Consider the following 18,766-nt stretch of genomic DNA (forward strand, 5'->3'; position numbering starts at 1 on the left):
AAACCTGTGAATGCAGGGGTCTCAAGTAATCCAGCCGCCGTTGGGGCTGATGATTTGCCCGGTGATATAACCGGATTCCGGCAGTGCCAAAAAATAAACTAATGAGGAGATCTCCTGCGGTGAACCCAGCCGTCCTACGGGAATATCCTCCTCCAACTGCCGCAGCTCCTCCGCATCAAACCGCTCCATCATCTCGGTCTTCACCGCTCCTGGAGCGACGGCATTCACTGTAACGCCGGAGGGGGCCAGTTCTTTGGCCAGCGCTTTGGTAAATGCATTAACTCCGCCTTTGGCTGCCGAATAGGCAACCTCACAAGAGCCGCCCGTGATTCCCCAAACGGAAGAAACGTTGATAATACGCCCGAAGCGTTGGCTGATCATATGCGGCATAAACAGCTGGCTGCACAGAAACACACTTTTTAAATTGACGTTCATAATGTCGTCCCATTCGTCTTCGGTCACATCGGACAAGAGTGCATAATGCGAGATGCCCGCGTTGTTGACCAAAATATCGGGATGCAAGCCGTAATTCTCAAGCCGTTCCTTCATCCGCAGAATTTGCTCCTTGCTCCGCAAATCCGCCGCGACCGTATACGCCTTGGCTCCGAGCTCCAAGCATTTGCGGGCGACCTCATTCGCCGCTTCGTGAGATTTCATATAATGAATGACCACGTTCATGCCCACCGAAGCGAACCGCAGCGCCACCTCGGCGCCGATCCCCCGGCTTGCTCCGGTGATGAGGACGGTCATGTCCGCGATATTTTTTCCTATCCCATGATTGGTCTGCATTTACGGGCTCACCACAATCGAGACGGCGAGCTGTTCCCAATCGATATGCTCGCGCAGCCGCGCGTTGATCTCATCCAGCGTCAGCGATTCGTAAATCGGAAGTACAGCAAACAGGTCGCCGCCGCGGAATTTGTAACGGGTGAATTCATGGGCGATGTTCTCCGGCGAATTCAGCATGCGCAAGTACCCGCCGATCTTCTTCTTGCGCGCGCGTTCGAAATCCTCCTGACGGAATCCGGAAGCAAGTACCGCCTCGGTTTCTTCCTTAATCACAGCCAGCATCCGGTCTGGATCCTTCGTATCCCCGCCAATCGCGGAAAACGCATAATTCGGGTTGCTATTGTATTCGTGGCCAAAGCTGTCAGAGATGAGGTCCAGATCATAAAGCTTTTGGTACAGCTTCGTGCTGGCCCCAAACAGCAGGTCGAGCGCCAGCTTGGTGGCCAAATCGCGACGCAGCAACTCCTCGCCGGTAAAGCCGAGGCGCGTCTCCTTAAAGCCAAACAAGCATTTGGGCTGCGACACTGGCAGACGGGATTCCCGCCGTTTCTCCGACACCTCACGCGGCTCCGGATCAAACAACCGCTCGATGGATCCTTGCGGCTTGTATTCCTTTTTCGCTTGATTGTACCGGACCAGCTTGAATACTTCCTCCGGATCCACGCCGCCAACGACGAACAACAGCATGTTGCTCGGATGATAAAACGCATTGTAGCATGTATATAACGTTTCCTTCGTAATGGTGCCAATGGATTCCACCGTGCCGGCGATATCGATGTGAACCGGATGCACCTTATACATCGCTTCGATCAGGCCAAAATAGACCCGCCAATCCGGGTTATCCCGGTACATGCCGATCTCTTGGCCGATAATGCCTTTTTCCTTCTCGACGTTCTGGTCGGTAAAGTAAGGATGCTGCACGAAATTAATCAGCGTCTCCAGGTTGGCCGCAATATTCTCCGTCGCAGAGAACAGATAGACCGTCTGGTCGAAGCTGGTAAACGCATTCGCGGAAGCGCCTTGGGAAGCAAAGGTGGCAAAAATATCACCTTCGGGCTCCTCAAACATTTTGTGCTCCAGAAAATGGGCAATGCCATCCGGAACCGAAATGTCGTCCTGGCCTTCTACCCGAAAATGGTTATCGATTGAGCCGTATTTGGTCGCGAACGTGGCGTACGTTTTCTGGAAGCCCGGTTTCGGAAGCACATACACCTGCAAACCGTTGTCCATCGTTTCGCGATACAGCGTTTCCTGCAAAGCGTCATAACGTATCGTTTCCATCCGCCTACCCCTCCTTCTGGCCTGTCAAAAAGTATATCGTATCAAGCTGGACGGTTTCCGCGGCCGCTACAACGTCCTGAGGCTGAACCTGCTCGACTTGTTGAAGCAGCTCCTCCGCCGGCCGGTCTTTTCCGGACAAGACGCGGTTGAAGTCATAGGCGATCATATCAAAAGCGGAATCCTGCATCTCCAGCAGACTGTTACGGATCATCGCCTTCGTCTGACTCATCTCAAGCTCGCTGATTTCTCCGGCGCGCATGCTGGCCAGCTGAGCTTCGATAATGCGAAGAGCTTTCTCGTAATTGGCGATTTCGATGCCGGATTGAATGCTGACGATGCCTTTATGCCCGTCGTAACGGGAGGCGGCGTAGTACGCCAAGCTTTCTTTCTCCCGAACATTAAGGAACAACTTGGAGTGTGGATAGCTGCCCAGAATGCCGTTATAGAGCAGCAAGGAAGCGTAGCGATCGTCCCCGTAAGTGATCGGCGTGCGGAGGCCTAAATTCAACTTCCCCTGATTGACGTCGAGCACTTCCTTCACGGTCCGGACTTCTTTGCCGCGAAGATCCACCTGCTCCGGTTGATATTCTGGAGTGGTTGAGCGATTTAAGCTAAAATGCTTGGCAACCAGCTCCTCCACCTCGGCCAGCGTCGTGTCGCCAACCACATACAAATCGAGGTGTGCCTGCTGCAGCCAGCTTTGATAGGAGGCGTATAAGGATTCGGGCGTAATCCCGTCCAGTTCGCTTCGCTCACCCAGCGGATGGAGGCGATACGGATCGTCCTTAAACATCTCTTCCGTACAGCGTTCAGCCGCATAGCGGATTTTATCATTGATGATCCCTTCCAGCTTCTTGCGGACGGACTCCCGTTCGGAATTCACGTAGGCGGTGCGGAACACCCCGTTTTCCTTAGCCGGTTTGGTGACGACTTCCCCGAGGAAAGCAAAGCTTTGACCCAGGAGTGAATCGTTGCTCTTGACAAAAGAATCATTAATCGTGTCCATACGGAACTGGACCATTTGGTAATTGCCGCGTTTATATACATCAAAGCCGAAGCCCGCTCCGTACATATGCTCGAGCTGCTCGCGGAACTGCGTGGTTTCCGGATACGATTCCGTACCCCGGCGCAGCACGAACGGAGTGAGGGCCGTTGCGGTGACCGTTTGCTCTTGCAACGGCAAGCCCGCATATAGGGAAATGGCAAAAGTTTTGAATCGGTTGGTCGGCAGGACATGCAGACGAATATGGCCTACGGTGCCGCGCTCAAATCGCGTTTTGTTCAAAACCAAAACTCCTTTACAAGAAAGTCAGTTCCATTCTATACCAATTCAAAGGAAAGAAGCAACCTGACGACAAGCGGTTGCTCCTTCGATACTCAGCTATTTACATGCAGAAAATATGCTCTCCGATCGTCTTCACCTGCGGACGTGACCAGATCCATTTCGATGTCGCCGTTTTCGGGTTAAAGTAATACAAGCAACCGCCGGTTGGATCCCAGCCGTTTAACGCCTGCTGCACGGCTTTACGCGCCTGTGCGTTTGGCTCCAGCCAGATTTGGCCGTCAGCAACGGCTGTAAATGCTCCGGGTTGAAAAATAACGCCGGATACGGTGTTAGGGAAGCTCGGCGACTTCACCCGGTTCAAAATAACCGCCGCTACCGCAACCTGGCCTTCAAAAGGTTCCCCTCGCGCTTCCCCATATACCGCGTTCGCCATAATTTTCAAATCGTTTTCCGACAGCCCCATGGTGTTGGAGGCGGACAGTTCATCGGATTCCGCTTTGACGCTGCCACTGCCGGACTTATTAGCTGCACCGGCTTGCGATTTCTCGTTTCCGCCGGCATTAGCGTATTCCATGCCTGGCTTCCAGTTTTTTGTGGCATTGTACAGCTTCAGTTTCGTTTTTGGTCCAGCCAGTCCGTCAACCTTCATGCCAAATTCCGATTGGAACCATTTGAGGGCCCCGAGGGTTTTGGGCCCAAAATAACTGTCCAACTTCCCATGATAAAAACCAAGATAAGCGAGCCGTCCCTGCAGCTCATACACGTCCTTCCCGTAAGCTCCATAGTCGATAACCTGCTCACTGAACGCGGGCTGCGCTTTATAGGTATTGACTTTGCCCTCGGTAAGCGTATGCCGGAGCACATCGGCCCCGTATCCGATTCCGAACAAAAGCAGCACTAAACCGGAGGCAAACCAGATCTTTGCTTTCTTCATACGTTTAGCTCTACCTCTCTTCTTAGAAGTTGTTCAACAAGGATGGGTAACTTTAGTATGACAAGCGTTGTCCCTTCCTATGCACCCATAAGGTTCGAGCTATACGAAATAAAGAAAAGGGAAGGCTCCCTTCGATTCTACAGAATCAAGAAGAGATTCTTCCCATTTTATATTGATCGATGGACATTAACACTTCCCGCGGTTTGCTGCCTTCATACGGCCCAACGATTCCTCGCGCCTCCATGGAGTCGATCAGCCGAGCAGCGCGAGTATACCCAACCCGCATACGCCGTTGCAGCAAGGAGACGGAGGCCTGCTTGGCTTCCAGTACGATTTGGACGGCTTGATCAAAGAGCTCGTCCTGTACCTCTTCGGTCTCCTGTACTTCATCGCCCACTTCAGGAACCAGGCTTTCGTCGTATTCGGCTTGGCCTTGCCCGCGCACATAGTTTACGATCGCCTCGACCTCTTGGTCGCTCATAAACGCTCCCTGCACCCGGATCGGTTTGGACGCGCCCATCGGCATATAGAGCATGTCACCGCGGCCCAGAAGCTTCTCCGCACCGGCCATATCCAGAATCGTCCGGGAATCGACCTGGGACGATACGCCAAACGCGATCCGTGACGGGATGTTGGCCTTGATTACGCCGGTGATGACGTCAACGGACGGCCGCTGCGTAGCGATGATCAAATGGATCCCCGCCGCGCGGGCCATTTGCGCCAGTCGTGCAATCGCATCCTCGACGTCGCTGGCTGCAACCATCATGAGGTCAGCTAACTCGTCCACAATCACCACGATATACGGCAATACCGCCTCAGGTTGGTCCGCCATCATTTGGTTGTAGCCTTCAATATTCCGCGCTCCCGATTTGGAGAACAACTCATACCGTTTCTCCATCTCCACAACGATCTTCTTCAGCGCCAGTGAAGCTCGCCGTGGATCGGTCACAACCGGGGTCAACAGATGCGGGATGCCGTTATACACATTTAATTCGACCATTTTCGGGTCGACCATCATAAATTTCACTTCATCCGGCTTCGCTTTGAACAGAATGCTGGTGATAATGCCGTTAATGCACACCGATTTCCCGGAGCCTGTAGCCCCGGCCACCAGCAAGTGGGGCATCTTCGCCAGGTTGCCAACGATCGTCTGGCCGGAAATATCCCGCCCGAATGCGATACTCAGCTTGGACTCCGCCTCCATAAACGTTGGCGTCTCCATCACCTCGCGCATCGTCACCAGCGATACTTCGTTGTTCGGCACCTCGATACCAATCGCGGATTTCCCTGGAATCGGCGCTTCCATCCGAATATCCTTCGCTGCCAAAGCCAAGGCGATATCGTCCGTCAAGTTAACGATTCGGCTTACCTTCACGCCGATATCCGGCTGAATTTCATAGCGCGTCACCGCCGGTCCGCGTACTACCTCCAGCACCCGGGCCCGCACGCCAAAGCTTTCGAGCGTGGCTTCTAGCTTACGCGCAGTTTGCATATAGTCCGCTTGATCGCCGGACTTCCCTGCCCCGACCGGCTTCGATAAGAGCCGGAACGAAGGCAGCTTGTACGGCTTCGGAACAGGCTTAGGCGCAGGCGGCGGCACCGTGGCTTGTCCGTCGCTGTCAGCCTCTTCGGCCGCAGGATTCCCGAGTCCAGATTCGTCACCGCCCCCGGAGAATTCCCCTCCTACGGGATCTAGTGCATCCTGTGCCGCCTCATCGAACAAGACTCCATGGGAGCTATGTAGCCCAGGCTCGTCCTCATCGTTGTCCTCATCTTGATGCAGGCTTTCCCGCTGAATATTGTCGAAGAAATCGCGGATAATCGGCCCGGTGTCACTGCCAGCGAATCCGTCCGACTTCCTAAGCTCCACGTCCTCATCCCTGCCGATGTAGTTCACCTCATTCCAGTTGATTCCTGTATCAGCAGCTTGCGTAGCAGGCTCCACGACCGCAGGTTCCTCTTCCTCGATGGACGCTGTCTCCACGGGTTCATCCGATCTTCCCTTGAAGTTCAGCAGCTGAAAAAACACCGGCTTCTTGCTCGTTGCCGCAGGCACCGTTTCTTCGTCGAGAGGGGATTCTTCATCCTCTGGATCATCATATGAGGTGACCGCAGGCTCCGCCTTCTTCACCGCCCGTTTGGCTTTGTTCCGCACTGGGATCGGACGCAGCATGCGCATTTTTTTCCCGAAGCTTTCGGCCAGCACGGCCAATCGGGAATGCAGCATCCGGAATAAATCCACATACGATAGTCCGGTCACCAGCATAAAACTGATAGCTAATAGCACGATCATAATCAGCTTCGCACCGGCCATGCCAAACAAAGAGTACAACAAGGCAAATTCTAGTGCGCCGACATACCCTCCGCTAATATCCAGCCCCAGCAGGCTCATGCCGGCATCGCTCACCGCAGGCTGGAACAGCGCTCCTTGCAGATCGCGATGAATCTGGCCCAGCACGTTGCCTGCGGACAAAGGCACCGCCGGCGCCAGCTTATGCTGCATGGCCGAAATGGTGCTCATCAGCGTCAGCGCCAACACCGCCAGCAGCACACCGCTGCGGCGGGCATTCCAGCGATTCGGCCATTTCCGGTTGATCATGACAGCTAGTCCTATGTAAATGCCAATTAAGGGGATCACAAAATAAAATTTGCCGAGGATTAACGCAGCCATTTTCGATAGCGTCCTTCCTACGGCAGCCTCCCCGCTCAAGGCGATAATGGATAAGGTGATCAGGATGATTCCGTATATTTCGTATTTCAGCATGCTGCCGATGGCAGCTTTCCTCTTCTTCCGTTTCCGTGGCAAGACGAAAACACCCCCTAGATGAATATTATACCATATTCACCGAGGGGGGCCTAGAAAAGATGCCGTCACCGGCATAGATTCTCAATTTAATAAGGTTGGATAGAAGGTGATTTGCCGCCCGGGCGCCAGATCGGGATTCAAATAATCCTCCAGCCGGCAACGCAACAGCCGTACGATGGTCGCCCGATTGCCTTCCTCCATCCGTATTTGCATCAGCACGCCGTTTAGTTCGATTTCACCGTACGCCGCCTGATTTTCGGCATTCTCCCAATAAGCCTCTTCCGGTAAGATCGTATAATGCGTCATTGGGTAATCCCTCCTGCTTGCTTCGCTTGTCGCTTCGATTCAATCATCGAATTCAGCTTGGCCAATCCATCGCCAATCCCGCCGATGGCATCGATCAGCCCGTACTTCACCGCATCGCTGCCGCCAACTGCTGTACCGATGTCCCGGTTTAACTCACCCGTCTTAAACATGAGCTCCTTGAATTTCTCCTCGGAAATTTTCGAATGTGTCGTTACAAAACGCACGACCCTTTCTTGCATCTTCTCAATATACTCAAAAGTCTGAGGAACTCCGATCACCAGCCCGGTCATACGAATCGGATGGATGGTCATCGTGGCGCTTTCGGCAATCAACGAATAATCGGAGGCTACGGCGATCGGAACGCCGATGCTATGTCCGCCGCCGATGACAACCGTGACGGTAGGCTTGGACAAGGAAGCAATCATCTCCGCAATGGCAAGTCCGGCCTCCACATCGCCGCCTACGGTATTTAATATAATTAACAGTCCTTCAATCCGCGGGTTCTGTTCCGCTGCCACTAATTGGGGGATGACGTGCTCGTATTTCGTTGTTTTATTTTGCGGCGGAAGCACTAAATGTCCTTCGATCTGACCGATAATCGTTAAGCAATACACATTTGATTCACCGGGAGTCGGCACCGCCGTTTGCCCGAGCTGCTGGATCATTTCCGGTACCGTGGCTTCTTTTTTCTCCGGTTCGGTTGTTGGCGGAAGTTCAGATTCACTGCGAACGCTTGATTTGCTTAGGTCCTTATTCATGATTAAGCCTTCCTTTCGGTGTCGGCAATCGACAAAGTCTCGTTACTCTATGCAGCCCTTAGTATGCCGACAACCTTCTTCAATCTATACAACGATACCTCAAGTCAGGAACCTTCCGCCATTTCGCGCTAAACGACGAAAAGCCCCTTTCCTGCGGAAACCGTCCAAATAACCGGCAGGAAAGGGGCGACTGTGTGCTTAAAGTTATTGATTTCTTCTTTATACTTCCATGATGATCGGCAAGATCATCGGTCTGCGGCGCGTTTGCTCATACAAGAAACGGCCGAGAGCATCCTTAACGTTGGTTTTCAACGAAGCCCATTCGTTTACGTTCTCGCTCATCAGCTTCTCCAGCGTGCTGGAGACAATGCGGTTTGCTTCTTCCAGCAAACCTTCCGATTCACGCACATAAACGAAGCCGCGGGAGATAATATCCGGTCCGGATACGATCGTTCCGTCTTGCTTGCTCAGCGTTACAACAACAACCAAGATCCCGTCTTGGGATAACAGCTTACGGTCGCGCAATACGATATTGCCGACGTCGCCTACGCCAAGACCGTCGATGAGCACGTTGCCGGCAGGAACTTTCCCGGCTTTGCGGGCTACACCGTTCTGGATCTCAATCGTATCCCCGATATCAATCAGGAAAATATTGTCCGGATCAATACCAACCGACTCACCAAGCAAAGCATGCTTCCGCAGCATACGGTATTCCCCGTGGATCGGAATGAAGTATTTCGGCCGCATCAGGTTCAGCATGAGCTTCAGCTCTTCCTGGCTGCCGTGACCCGAAACGTGCACGCCGGAATTTGATCCGCTATAAATGACTTCCGCACCGAGACGGAACAATTCATCTATCGTCCGGCCAACGTATTTCTCATTGCCCGGTACCGGTGTTGCCGCGATGATGACCGTGTCGCCTGGAAGAATATCAACCTTGCGATGCGTCGAGCGAGCCATCCGCGTTAAGGCAGACATCGGTTCACCTTGGCTGCCTGTGCACAAAATGACAACGCGATCTGCAGCCATCTTGTTGACTTCTTCCGGCTCAATGATAATTCCGTCCGGTACGTTCAGATAACCCAACTCTTCTGCGATCGTCACAACGTTCACCATGCTGCGTCCAATGATGGTCAGCTTCCGGTTCGTTGCGTGTGCCGCATCGATGACTTGCTGAATCCGATGCACGTTGGAGGCGAAGGTCGCCACAACAACGCGCTGCTTCGCTTTGTGGAAAATATCGCTAAGTACAATGCCTACATTCTTCTCCGATGGCGTAAAGCCCGGTCTCTCCGCATTGGTACTGTCGGATAACAGCGCAAGCACGCCGTTCTTCCCGATTTCGCCCATCCGGTGCAAATCCGCATATTGATCATTGACTGGGGTATGATCAAATTTGAAGTCACCGGTATGAACGACATTCCCTTCCGGAGTTTCGATGCATACACCCACCGAATCCGGAATACTATGATTCGTCCGGAAGAACGAAGCTTTCATCGTTGTTCCAAGCTCGATTACGGAATCGGCATTGATCAGCACGCGTTTCGTTTCGCCGAGCAGTCCCGCTTCCTTCAGCTTGTTCTCAACCAGACCTAAAGTTAATTTGGTCCCGTAGACCGGAACGTTTAAGTTCTTCAGCACGTAAGGCAAACCGCCGATATGGTCCTCATGCCCGTGCGTCAATACGATGCCTCTTACTTTATCGCGGTTCTCCGTCAAGTAAGTGATATCGGGAATGACGATGTCGATGCCAAGCATGTCCTCTTCCGGAAACTTAAGTCCGGAGTCGATGACTACAATGTCATTGGCATATTGAACGACATACATGTTCTTCCCAATCTCTGCGACGCCGCCCAATGCGAAAATCGTCAATTTCTCATTATTTATTTTTTTAGACAAGTGAATCTAACCCTCCTAATTATTATGGACGTCGTATCGAAAACTCCTATGGAAATGGCTCCGACCGCTGCATATAAATTCCAAAGCCTATAAATTGCAGGAATAAACAATCGCCTTGATTAAGACGATCTCGCCGTTTCTCAAAGTCATTATCAAATGGTTGCTCAATCAAGTTCTGGTAAACTCCACAGCTTCATCCATTCCAAGCGGTCTGGTAAAACGTTCTCCGTACTCGCTTACACTGGCAGAAGCCAACTTCTTGAACAAGCCATTTAATTCAAAATTCACCGCACCCAGTCACTTGAACTCATTATACATGATTAAATTGGCAAAAAACAAGTCAGCGCTTTTCCCTACGTCTAACCTTACCTTGTGCCATGACAAAAAAACCGATGCCTGCGGATCAGGCATCGGTTTCTGGGAATACGCACATATCTGGTTATAGAAGTAGACCAGCAGCTATTTGAGGAAGCTGCGAATCCGCTGCGCTTCCTGTTCATTTGGCGGCACCAGCGGTAACCGAACCGTTCCTACAGGATGGCCGGTTTCATTTAAGGCATACTTCACGGCTACCGGATTCGGACATTCAAACAACACCTTAAATAACGGCAGAAGCTCGCGATGCAACTGGCTTGCCCGCTCTACGTTCCCGCTAAAGAATTGTGCGACCATCTCTTTGATGGAGCGGCCTGCGACATGACTGGCCACGCTAATGACACCGTAAGCTCCGACCGCCATCGCCGGCAGTGCCGAGGCGTCATCGCCCGAATAAACCTTGAAATGCTCCGGCGCTTGGGCGACGATCATAGCGATCTGATCCAGAGGCGCGCATTCCTTGGTCCCCACGATATTCGGGATTTGCGCCAGCCGCAGCGTCGTTTCCACGCTCAAGCTGACAACTGTACGGCTTGGCACATTGTACACAATAACCGGCAGACTGGTTACGGCCGCAATCGCTTCAAAATGGCGGAAAAGGCCTTCCTGATTCGGCTTGTTATAATACGGAGCGACCAGCAAAATTCCGTCTACTCCGCATTTTTCAGCTTCGCGCGTCAAATGAACGGAATGAGCGGTATCATTGCTGCCCGTGCCGGCGATAATTTTGCAGCGTCCGGCTGCATGTTTCACCGCGAAGGCAAACAGCTCAAGTTTTTCTTCATCCGTTAGTGTAGGGGACTCCCCCGTCGTTCCGCTCACGACCAAACTGTCAGATTGCTGCTCCTCCACCAAATAGTCGATCAGGCTTGCGGTTTGGTCCCAGTCGATTTTTCCTTGATCATTAAAAGGCGTTACCATGGCTGTAATCATTCTTCCGAAATCAATCACGCCATATCCTCCTCCCGTCTCCCGCTTCGCTTATTTATTGCCGTCTTCTCAGTATGCCTTCCATTTCTTAAGCGATGAACTCACATGCCTCGTTAGCGGCCCAGTTCGAACTTGGCATGCAACGCCCGCAACGCTTGCACCATATCGTCCTTCCGCACCAGCACCCAAATCGTAGTATTCGAATCAGCCGATTGCAGAATCTGAATGCCTTGCTCGGTCAAAGCCTCAACGATCTTGGCCATAATTCCGGGAACGCCGTTAATGCCTCCGCCGATGACGGACACCTTGGCGCATCCGGTGCATATTTGCGGTGAGAGGTCCAGCGATCTCAACACCGCTTCTGCCTTCGCCGAATCTTTATCAAAGACCGTATAAACGACACCGGTTGGGGTCACATTAATAAAATCAACACTAATGTCGTTCTCTGCCATGGATTTAAAAACTTGCAGCTGCAAATGATCCGGGCCGTTGCCAGCGGATTCCACCCGGATTTGAGTCACATTCGCCACATATGCAATCCCAGTCACGTAACGGTCCACAATCCCCAGCTGTACGTCCTTAAATCCTTCGGGGTTGGCAACCAATGTTCCTTCCCCTTGCGAAAAAGTCGAGCGAACGCGTACCGGAATCCCCGCTTGCATCGCAATTTCTACGGCGCGGGGATGGATCACCTTAGCCCCTTGATGCGCCATATTGCAGATTTCTGCGTAGCTGACGTATTCCAGCGGCTTCGCATCCTCGACGATCCGGGGATCCGCAGTTAAGATCCCATTCACATCGGTATAAATATCAACCATTTCGGCGTGCAGCGCGGCGCCCAAGGCTGTAGCCGACGTATCGCTGCCTCCGCGGCCCAACGTCGTGAAGTCGCCGTCTTGATTTTGACCTTGAAATCCTGTCACGATCACGACATCCTTCTGCTGCAGTTCTTCCAGCACCCGAGTCGGAACGATATCCAGAATTCTCGCGTTGCCAAACTGGCTGTCCGTTCGGAATCCAGCTTGAGCTCCAGTCAATACGACCGAAGAGATGTGCTGTTCAGCCAGCAGGCTGCACAGCTTGGCTGCGGAAATAATTTCGCCGCAAGCCATCAGTAAATCTTGTTCGCGGGGCGGTAAATAGCAATCCCCTTCAGAGACCAAATCAAGCAAGGTATCCGTCGCGTAAGGATCCCCTTTTCGGCCCATAGCCGAAACCACCACGACGAGCCGGAAACCGTTATCCAGTTCCCGGCGTACGTGTGAGATGACATGCTCTCTCGCTTCTTTCGTCGAAAGAGACGTGCCACCGAATTTTTGCACCAAAATGCGCATGGATATTCCTCCAGTTAATAAGTGCGGAGTAAAGCGATGACTTCATTCCGTTAGTAATAGCAAGATTAACGAACCCAGAGCTTCGAAAACATACCCCTTCGCCGCAATGATCTCCGCGATGGTATACGGCATTCCATGCTGCGCCTTTGAGCAATTTGTTCCGATACTTCCCACCTATATTGAGTCCGTCCTGTAAAGATCACGGCGTGAAACAACCCGAACGGTGCTTCGTACATGGTATGCCGGCTGCGCTGCATTATCCATGAACACGTTCGATGATTAACGGTTGCAGCTGTTTTCCTTCAAGCGCGGCATAGCAAGTTTCAGGGATCAGTTCCATGTTTGCTACGAGCGAATTCGGTTTGCCGGTCGGATTGTCTTGACCAAACGGAACGAAATACACGTTCTTGGCCACAATTAATTTCGCGATATTTGCCAAATTAAAACCTAAACCGTCATTCGTCGACACCGCGATGACAAGCGGTCGCCCGTTTCTCAGCTGGGCTTTTGCGGCCATCAGAACAGGACTGTCCGTTATCGCATTTGCCAGTTTGCTCGTCGTCGTTCCCGTGCAGGGAGCGATCACCAAGACGTCCAGCAGCTTGCTTGGACCCAGAGGTTCGGCTTCGACAATTGAAGAAATAATATCATTCCCTGTAATATCTTTCAACTGTTCGCGCCAATCCTCCGATTTACCGAAACGGGTGTCGGTCGTCAGTACCGACTGGGATATGATCGGCACAACCTTCGCCCCTCCGTCGACAAATCGTTGGATCTGGGGCATTACCTCAGCAAACGTACAATGCGAGCCCGTAATGGCGTAACCTACCGTTTTACCCTGCCAATTCACTGTTCATCCCCCCGTAATTGATACTCATCCATAATCGACTGACAAATCGTGTTTGCCATAATAATTCCAGCCGATTTGGGAGCGACGATTCCGGGGAGGCCAGGGGATAAAATCGCCTTCACTCCGCGCTTCTCGGCGAAACGGAAATCCGTTCCTCCAGGCGCCGAAGCAAGGTCGATAATCACTGCCGTACGGGGCAGTTTCGAGATGATTTGCGCTGTGACTATCATAGTCGGAATTGTGTTAAAAATCAAGTCAACATCCCCTACGTTGGCGGCCAAATCCCTTGTCACAAAAGGCTTCCAGCCCATTTGTATCGCCCTAGCCACATCATCTTCCCGACGTACCCCTACCCTTACATTCGCTCCCAAACCTTGCAGCGTTCCTGCCAGCGTAAACCCTGTCCTCCCGATCCCAAGCACAATACAGTTCGAACCGTGAATCGTGATGTCCGTGTTCTGGATCGCCATCATCACTGCGCCTTCCGCCGTTGGAATCGAGTTGTAAATGGCGACGTCGTCACGTTCGAGCACCTCAATGATCCGGAAGCCGTGCTCCTCGCCCATTTGCTTTAAGAAGCTCTTGGCAATTCCGGTATAGACCAGCGTGCTTTTTCGGACGGATGCAAACCATTCCCGTTTGATGACCAGTTGTTCTGCAGAGAACGGCGCCGGGACGACACCGTGATCATCGCAACCGATTACCGGAAGGATAATTACGTCCGCGCCGGCCAGCAAGCCGGGGCTTAACGTCTCCTGCGAGACTCCTTTAAGGGGTGTCTCCAATCGGTCGAAGCCAACAACCCGTACCGTAGCATCCAGTTCGACACATTTGTTGATGACCTCCACCTGCCGGGCATCCCCACCGAGGAATACAATTGTGATTCCGGTCAGCATTCTTAGACGGCACTCCTTCCAAGCAACACAGTATAGACCATCTTATGCCGTGGCCTACGAAGTGGTGAAAGGCTAGAATGCCTCGCGAAGCTGAGGATAGGAATATCGTCATAGCAAACCTTCACAGCAATTTTGTAGGATGTATTCCATATTATTACAGGTGGTGGAGTGAGTTGAGAAAGCCAGGAAAACGGGCTGTGATTTATGCAATTTTTTTGATGATTCTTTTGATATTGGCGTTTGCAGGATCTGTTGTTATTTCCTCACCGGAGCGGCAAGCGTCAGAGGTCGAACCATTCACCTCGCCTATACAAAGGCTGGGCGAAGCGGATCCCGCAGAAAGTGCTCTCTTGACGCCCGATACGATGAAAGCGGATTTCGATTACCTTATAAGCACGCTGGAACAGGTTCACCCGTCACTGATCGACGGATGGCAGAGAGAGCAACGAAAAAAAAATACGGGATACTTACCGGATGATTCAAGCAGGTCCGCTGCCCATAAGCCGTTTTTATATCTCCGCTGTAGAAATGATCGGGCAACTGCATGACGCCCACACGAGCATCAACCCTTATTCCCCTTCCCTTTCCTATTTGGAGCTGCCGTTATACTGGACTGCGGAAGGCCCGGTGGTGATTCGATCAACGCCGTTGTTACAACGGGGCGACCTTTTACTTGAGTTAGGCGGGCTAACCCCTCCACAGTTATTAGACGAGCTGTCCAAGGTAGTGCCAACTGAAAATGAACATTGGTTAAAAATCATGGGAAGGCCCATGCTAGCTCATCCGTTAACCCGTTTAACGATCACTTGTATCTATTGATCTCCCCCAAAACGTTCAGCGCCGCAAATGTCTTTGCCGTCACCTTCAAAGATAATGGGCTGGCCACTTTGATCGGAGAACCAACGGGCAATCAGCCATCTTGTTATGGAGATATATTCGTGTTTAAGATGCCTCACTCCGGATTTCAATTTACCGTATCTTATAAACATTTTTCTCGGCCGGATCAACGCTTGACCCACGAAACCTCCTTAGAACCGGATATCTATGTTCCAACAACACGCCAAGACATTATCGGCGGAAGAGATGCCCAAATGGAAAAGTTAATGGAGATCATTACTGCAGCAAAATAAGGGACTTTTCGGGCCTTATTTCAGCGAAATTCTTCTAAGCGCAAAAAATAGAGGACATTTTAGGCCTTATTTGGAGCGGAACCCACCATAACCGCCACTTTTGAATGCGATAAATGAAAATAAGGGTAAAAAAGTCCGCTATTCCCGGCCATATCCCTCTCCTAACCGAAAATAAGAACCTTTTTTACCCTTATTCTTCAACACCTGAACATAAACAGGCTACTCAGGTTAAACGTGCCTCAGTCCCTTACTTCGTGCCCGTATGACCAAACCCGCCGGCGCCGCGAACCGTCTCCGACAGCTTGTCTACCTGCACGAGATTCACCTCAGGAACGATCTGGAACACCATCTGCGCAATCCGCTCATTCCGACGGATCACAAACGGTTCCTGCCCGAGGTTAATCAGCAGCACCTTGATTTCCCCGCGGTAATCCGCGTCGATCGTCCCCGGCGTATTCAGGCACGTAATGCCGTGCTTCAACGCCAACCCGCTGCGCGGGCGAATTTGCGCCTCTAGGCCGCCGGGCATCGCGATAGCGATCCCGGTCGGTACGAGGGCACGTTGCCCCGGCTGGAGCGTCAGCTCCTCCGTAACGGCGGCGTAGAGGTCAAAGCCGGAGGCTAGCTCCGACATTTTACGCGGCAGCTCGATATCTTCATTTCCTGCCAAACGGTTGATTTGCACTTCAAACGACAAGCTCATCTCTCCTAACTCCCGATATCACGCGATCTGACGATCCCACCATGGCGAGCGAAAACGGTTGGCTAAACATGCCCTTCAACACCTGATTGACATCGTCCATCGTCACCGCCTCGATGCGGGCGATCATCTCATCCAAGGAATAATGTTTGCCGATCATCAGCTCATTTTTGCCAAGTCGGTTCATGCGGCTTCCGGTGCTCTCCAAGCTCAAAATCAAGCTTCCCTTCAGCTGTTCTTTCCCCTTGCTCAGCTCATTTGGAGTAATCCCGTTCACCGAAACATCGTGCAGGATCTCCTTGGTCAAATCCAGCACTTCCTTCGTTTGGCGCGGCGCGGTTCCTGCGTACACCGTAAACAGTCCGCTGTCCGCGTGCGAGCTGTGATACGAGTACACCGAGTAGGCCAACCCGCGTTTCTCACGGATCTCCTGGAAGAGCCGCGAGCTCATGCCGCCGCCCAGCGCATTGTTCAGTAGCACCATCGCATATTGTTTCTCATCCCCGATCGGCAAACCTGGGAAGGACAAGCAAATATGGTTCTGCTCGGTCTTCTTGCGATGGAATTTCAATCCCCCCAAGAACTCTGGCGCAGCCAAAGGGCTGGAGCTTCCCCGATTCGAAAAATCACCGAAATATTGCTCCAGCAGATCAATCACCTGTTCATCGATATTGCCTGCCACGCTGATGACCGTATTTTCGATTGTATAGTGCTCGCGCATGTATTCCCGCAGGTGCTCGGATTCCATGGCGCGCAGCTTCTCCTCCGTCCCTAAGATCGGCAGAGCCAGCGGATGGTCCCCGTAGGCTGCCTGCGTCACAAGATCGTGGACCATATCGTCCGGCGTATCTTCGTACATAGAGATTTCCTCTACGATCACGTTTTTCTCTTTCCGCAGCTCTTCCTTATCGAACAAGGAACGGAAAAACATGTCGGACAACACGTCAACCGCAATCGGTAAATGCTCATCCAGCACTTTCGCGTAATAACAGGTATATTCCTTGGACGTAAACGCGTTAACATTGCCGCCAATCGCATCAAACTGCTCTGCGATGTCCTTGGCGCTGTAGCGTTCCGTGCCTTTAAACAGCATGTGTTCGATAAAATGCGAAATTCCGCCCCGCTCAGGGCGTTCATTGCGGGAGCCGGTTTTGACCCATATGCCGAACGAGACCGAACGGCAAGTCGGTATCTTCTCCATGACTACCCGAAGGCCGTTTTTCAATTGCGTTCTCTTCACGAAAGGCCCCCCTAAATGTTATGCGATGCATTGGTTAGCGTCGTTAATAAATGCATCCCTATCCTACCAAAAAAAGGCGGAAAGCTCAACTCTGCGGAGCAGGGACTTCGACGCGGTCCGGCGACAGCGTTTGTTCCACGGTTCCGAGCACCAACCCTTTGCTGCGAATGGCCTGAATCATCCCTTCCAGTGCATCGCGGCTGGACGCCGTCGGATGCATCAAGATCAGCGATCCTGGCCCCACTTTGCTGCTGATCTTACTAACGATGCTGGCTGCGGGAGGATTTTTCCAATCTACTGTATCCACGGTCCACAATACCGTCTTCAGCCCCTGTTCCGCCGCCAGCTTGACGGTTTGCATATTATAATCACCCGAAGGCGGCGCAAACCAGCGATTTTCCACGCCCAGCTTCTCCTTCAGCAGCTCCTTCGTTTTGGAGATCTCCAGCCGGGCCCGGGTTTGCTCCAGTTGGCTCATATTCGGATGCGAGTAGGCGTGGTTTTCGATTTCATGCCCGCGCCGCTTGATTTCGGCGGCAAGGTCCCCGTTCTTCTTGAGCCAGCTGCCATCGAGGAAAAAGGTCGCCTTGACCTTCTGCTGATCCAACGTATCCAGCATAGGCACCAGATATTCATTGCCCCAGGCGACATTGATCATGAGCGCTGCCATCGGCTTGTTTGGGTTCCCCCGGTAAATCGGCTGCGGCCCTAAATCCTCGAGATTTACTTTCGGCCGAAGCTCCCGATAGACATATTCGATGTTCGCGCCCTCCGGCAGCTGTTTGGCCTTCTTGTAAGTGCGTTCGATATCCACCTCACGACCGTTATAGCCGGGAATGGCTTTCCAGACCCGGTCGACCACCGCATCGATCGGCTCGATCCGCTGCTTCTCCGCCTCTTCGCGGATCTTGGCCAGCAACGGATCCGTATCCTTCGCTGTCCCGCCGCTAGCCGGGTGAGGCTGGTTCTGGGCCCCCAGGTCACCGGTCAGGTCATGAATCAGGCGGAAAGCGTAGCTGCCGCCATTTTCCCCCGAGCTTTTGGCAACGAATGCCCGAATGCCGGCAAACTGCCCCAATATCATCATCAACGCAATGCAGATCGCGATGACTGCAAACTTGTTCCGCCCCATGCTAACAGCTCATCCCCTTAAACGGTTTTTGTCCCCATCATATGTTGACAAGCCCAGGGATATGCGAAAGCAATAAAAAAGAGCCAGAATTTAATTATTCTGTCTCTTTTCCCGCAAGGGT

Annotated in this window: 17 protein-coding genes; 2 read left to right on the forward strand and 15 right to left on the reverse strand. The window is 52.4% G+C overall.

The window, feature by feature from the left end; translation table 11 throughout:
- Positions 1-21: 21 nt before the first annotated feature.
- The 12 genes from ymfI to dpsA all read right to left on the reverse strand — a co-directional run bounded on the left by ymfI (position 22) and on the right by dpsA (position 14,443).
- Positions 22-789, reverse strand: coding sequence for an elongation factor P 5-aminopentanone reductase (ymfI, locus tag ACL02P_RS07735; RefSeq protein ID WP_412837058.1), 768 nt, complete (start codon positions 787-789; stop codon positions 22-24).
- Positions 790-2,070 carry an EF-P 5-aminopentanol modification-associated protein YfmH gene (yfmH, locus tag ACL02P_RS07740; RefSeq protein ID WP_323076467.1) on the reverse strand — a complete coding sequence of 427 codons (1,281 nt, stop codon included), beginning with the start codon at positions 2,068-2,070 and terminating at the stop codon, positions 790-792.
- A 4-nt stretch (positions 2,071-2,074) separates the two neighbouring features.
- Complete coding sequence (gene yfmF / locus ACL02P_RS07745; RefSeq protein WP_009223072.1) at positions 2,075-3,355, reverse strand: EF-P 5-aminopentanol modification-associated protein YfmF; 1,281 nt, start codon at positions 3,353-3,355, stop codon at positions 2,075-2,077.
- A 100-nt stretch (positions 3,356-3,455) separates the two neighbouring features.
- The gene (gene sleB, locus ACL02P_RS07750; RefSeq protein ID WP_009223071.1) at positions 3,456-4,289 is read right to left on the reverse strand and encodes a spore cortex-lytic enzyme; all 834 of its coding nucleotides are present in this window, start codon (positions 4,287-4,289) and stop codon (positions 3,456-3,458) included.
- A 145-nt stretch (positions 4,290-4,434) separates the two neighbouring features.
- Positions 4,435-7,095 carry an FtsK/SpoIIIE family DNA translocase gene (locus tag ACL02P_RS07755; protein ID WP_009223070.1) on the reverse strand — a complete coding sequence of 887 codons (2,661 nt, stop codon included), beginning with the start codon at positions 7,093-7,095 and terminating at the stop codon, positions 4,435-4,437.
- An 81-nt stretch (positions 7,096-7,176) separates the two neighbouring features.
- On the reverse strand, positions 7,177-7,401 hold the full coding sequence (locus ACL02P_RS07760; RefSeq protein WP_009223069.1) for a YlzJ-like family protein: 225 nt from the start codon (positions 7,399-7,401) through the stop codon (positions 7,177-7,179).
- Positions 7,398-8,159: a ClpP family protease gene (locus ACL02P_RS07765; protein WP_009223068.1), complete on the reverse strand. Its 762-nt coding sequence runs from the start codon at positions 8,157-8,159 to the stop codon at positions 7,398-7,400. The genes ACL02P_RS07760 and ACL02P_RS07765 overlap by 4 nt, the downstream gene beginning before the upstream one ends.
- A 219-nt stretch (positions 8,160-8,378) precedes the next feature.
- Positions 8,379-10,058, reverse strand: coding sequence for a ribonuclease J (locus tag ACL02P_RS07770; RefSeq protein WP_009223067.1), 1,680 nt, complete (start codon positions 10,056-10,058; stop codon positions 8,379-8,381).
- Between the two features lie 459 nt (positions 10,059-10,517).
- Complete coding sequence (dapA, locus tag ACL02P_RS07775; RefSeq protein ID WP_009223066.1) at positions 10,518-11,384, reverse strand: 4-hydroxy-tetrahydrodipicolinate synthase; 867 nt, start codon at positions 11,382-11,384, stop codon at positions 10,518-10,520.
- Between the two features lie 92 nt (positions 11,385-11,476).
- On the reverse strand, positions 11,477-12,697 hold the full coding sequence (gene dapG, locus ACL02P_RS07780; protein WP_009223065.1) for an aspartate kinase: 1,221 nt from the start codon (positions 12,695-12,697) through the stop codon (positions 11,477-11,479).
- Positions 12,698-12,953: 256 nt separating this feature from the next.
- The gene (locus ACL02P_RS07785; protein WP_412837059.1) at positions 12,954-13,547 is read right to left on the reverse strand and encodes a dipicolinate synthase subunit B; all 594 of its coding nucleotides are present in this window, start codon (positions 13,545-13,547) and stop codon (positions 12,954-12,956) included.
- Positions 13,544-14,443, reverse strand: coding sequence for a dipicolinate synthase subunit DpsA (gene dpsA, locus ACL02P_RS07790; RefSeq protein WP_260070584.1), 900 nt, complete (start codon positions 14,441-14,443; stop codon positions 13,544-13,546). Before dpsA ends, ACL02P_RS07785 begins: the two co-directional genes overlap by 4 nt.
- Before the next feature lie 474 nt (positions 14,444-14,917).
- Between dpsA and ACL02P_RS07795 the strand changes: the two genes are divergently transcribed.
- Together ACL02P_RS07795 and ACL02P_RS07800 are read left to right on the forward strand one after the other, a co-directional pair.
- Complete coding sequence (locus ACL02P_RS07795) at positions 14,918-15,262, forward strand: hypothetical protein (protein WP_009223062.1); 345 nt, start codon at positions 14,918-14,920, stop codon at positions 15,260-15,262.
- Positions 15,259-15,573, forward strand: coding sequence for a S41 family peptidase (locus ACL02P_RS07800; protein WP_198136136.1), 315 nt, complete (start codon positions 15,259-15,261; stop codon positions 15,571-15,573). The genes ACL02P_RS07795 and ACL02P_RS07800 overlap by 4 nt, the downstream gene beginning before the upstream one ends.
- Positions 15,574-15,820: 247 nt before the next feature.
- Here the strand turns inward: ACL02P_RS07800 and dut are convergent, their stop codons facing one another.
- The 3 genes from dut to ACL02P_RS07815 all read right to left on the reverse strand — a co-directional run bounded on the left by dut (position 15,821) and on the right by ACL02P_RS07815 (position 18,645).
- Complete coding sequence (dut, locus tag ACL02P_RS07805) at positions 15,821-16,276, reverse strand: dUTP diphosphatase (protein WP_016312395.1); 456 nt, start codon at positions 16,274-16,276, stop codon at positions 15,821-15,823.
- A complete protein-coding gene (locus ACL02P_RS07810) occupies positions 16,260-17,513 on the reverse strand; it encodes a pitrilysin family protein (RefSeq protein ID WP_323076461.1) in 1,254 nt (417 codons plus the stop codon). The genes dut and ACL02P_RS07810 overlap by 17 nt, the downstream gene beginning before the upstream one ends.
- Positions 17,514-17,598: 85 nt before the next feature.
- Positions 17,599-18,645 carry a polysaccharide deacetylase family protein gene (locus tag ACL02P_RS07815; protein WP_412837060.1) on the reverse strand — a complete coding sequence of 349 codons (1,047 nt, stop codon included), beginning with the start codon at positions 18,643-18,645 and terminating at the stop codon, positions 17,599-17,601.
- Between the last annotated feature and the right edge of the window lie 121 nt (positions 18,646-18,766).

Source organism: Paenibacillus sp. MB22_1, from assembly GCF_047200555.1.
Lineage (GTDB): Bacteria > Bacillota > Bacilli > Paenibacillales > Paenibacillaceae > Fontibacillus > Fontibacillus phoenicis.

Coding starts and splice junctions, on each gene's coding strand:
- ymfI (WP_412837058.1), bottom strand. CDS start 789: ATGCAGACCAATCATGGGATAGGAAAAAATATCGCGGACATGACCGTC.
- yfmH (WP_323076467.1), bottom strand. CDS start 2,070: ATGGAAACGATACGTTATGACGCTTTGCAGGAAACGCTGTATCGCGAA.
- sleB (WP_009223071.1), bottom strand. CDS start 4,289: ATGAAGAAAGCAAAGATCTGGTTTGCCTCCGGTTTAGTGCTGCTTTTG.
- ACL02P_RS07760 (WP_009223069.1), bottom strand. CDS start 7,401: ATGACGCATTATACGATCTTACCGGAAGAGGCTTATTGGGAGAATGCC.
- ACL02P_RS07765 (WP_009223068.1), bottom strand. CDS start 8,159: ATGAATAAGGACCTAAGCAAATCAAGCGTTCGCAGTGAATCTGAACTT.
- dapG (WP_009223065.1), bottom strand. CDS start 12,697: ATGCGCATTTTGGTGCAAAAATTCGGTGGCACGTCTCTTTCGACGAAA.
- dpsA (WP_260070584.1), bottom strand. CDS start 14,443: ATGCTGACCGGAATCACAATTGTATTCCTCGGTGGGGATGCCCGGCAG.
- ACL02P_RS07795 (WP_009223062.1), top strand. CDS start 14,918: ATGATTCAAGCAGGTCCGCTGCCCATAAGCCGTTTTTATATCTCCGCT.
- dut (WP_016312395.1), bottom strand. CDS start 16,276: ATGAGCTTGTCGTTTGAAGTGCAAATCAACCGTTTGGCAGGAAATGAA.
- ACL02P_RS07815 (WP_412837060.1), bottom strand. CDS start 18,645: ATGGGGCGGAACAAGTTTGCAGTCATCGCGATCTGCATTGCGTTGATG.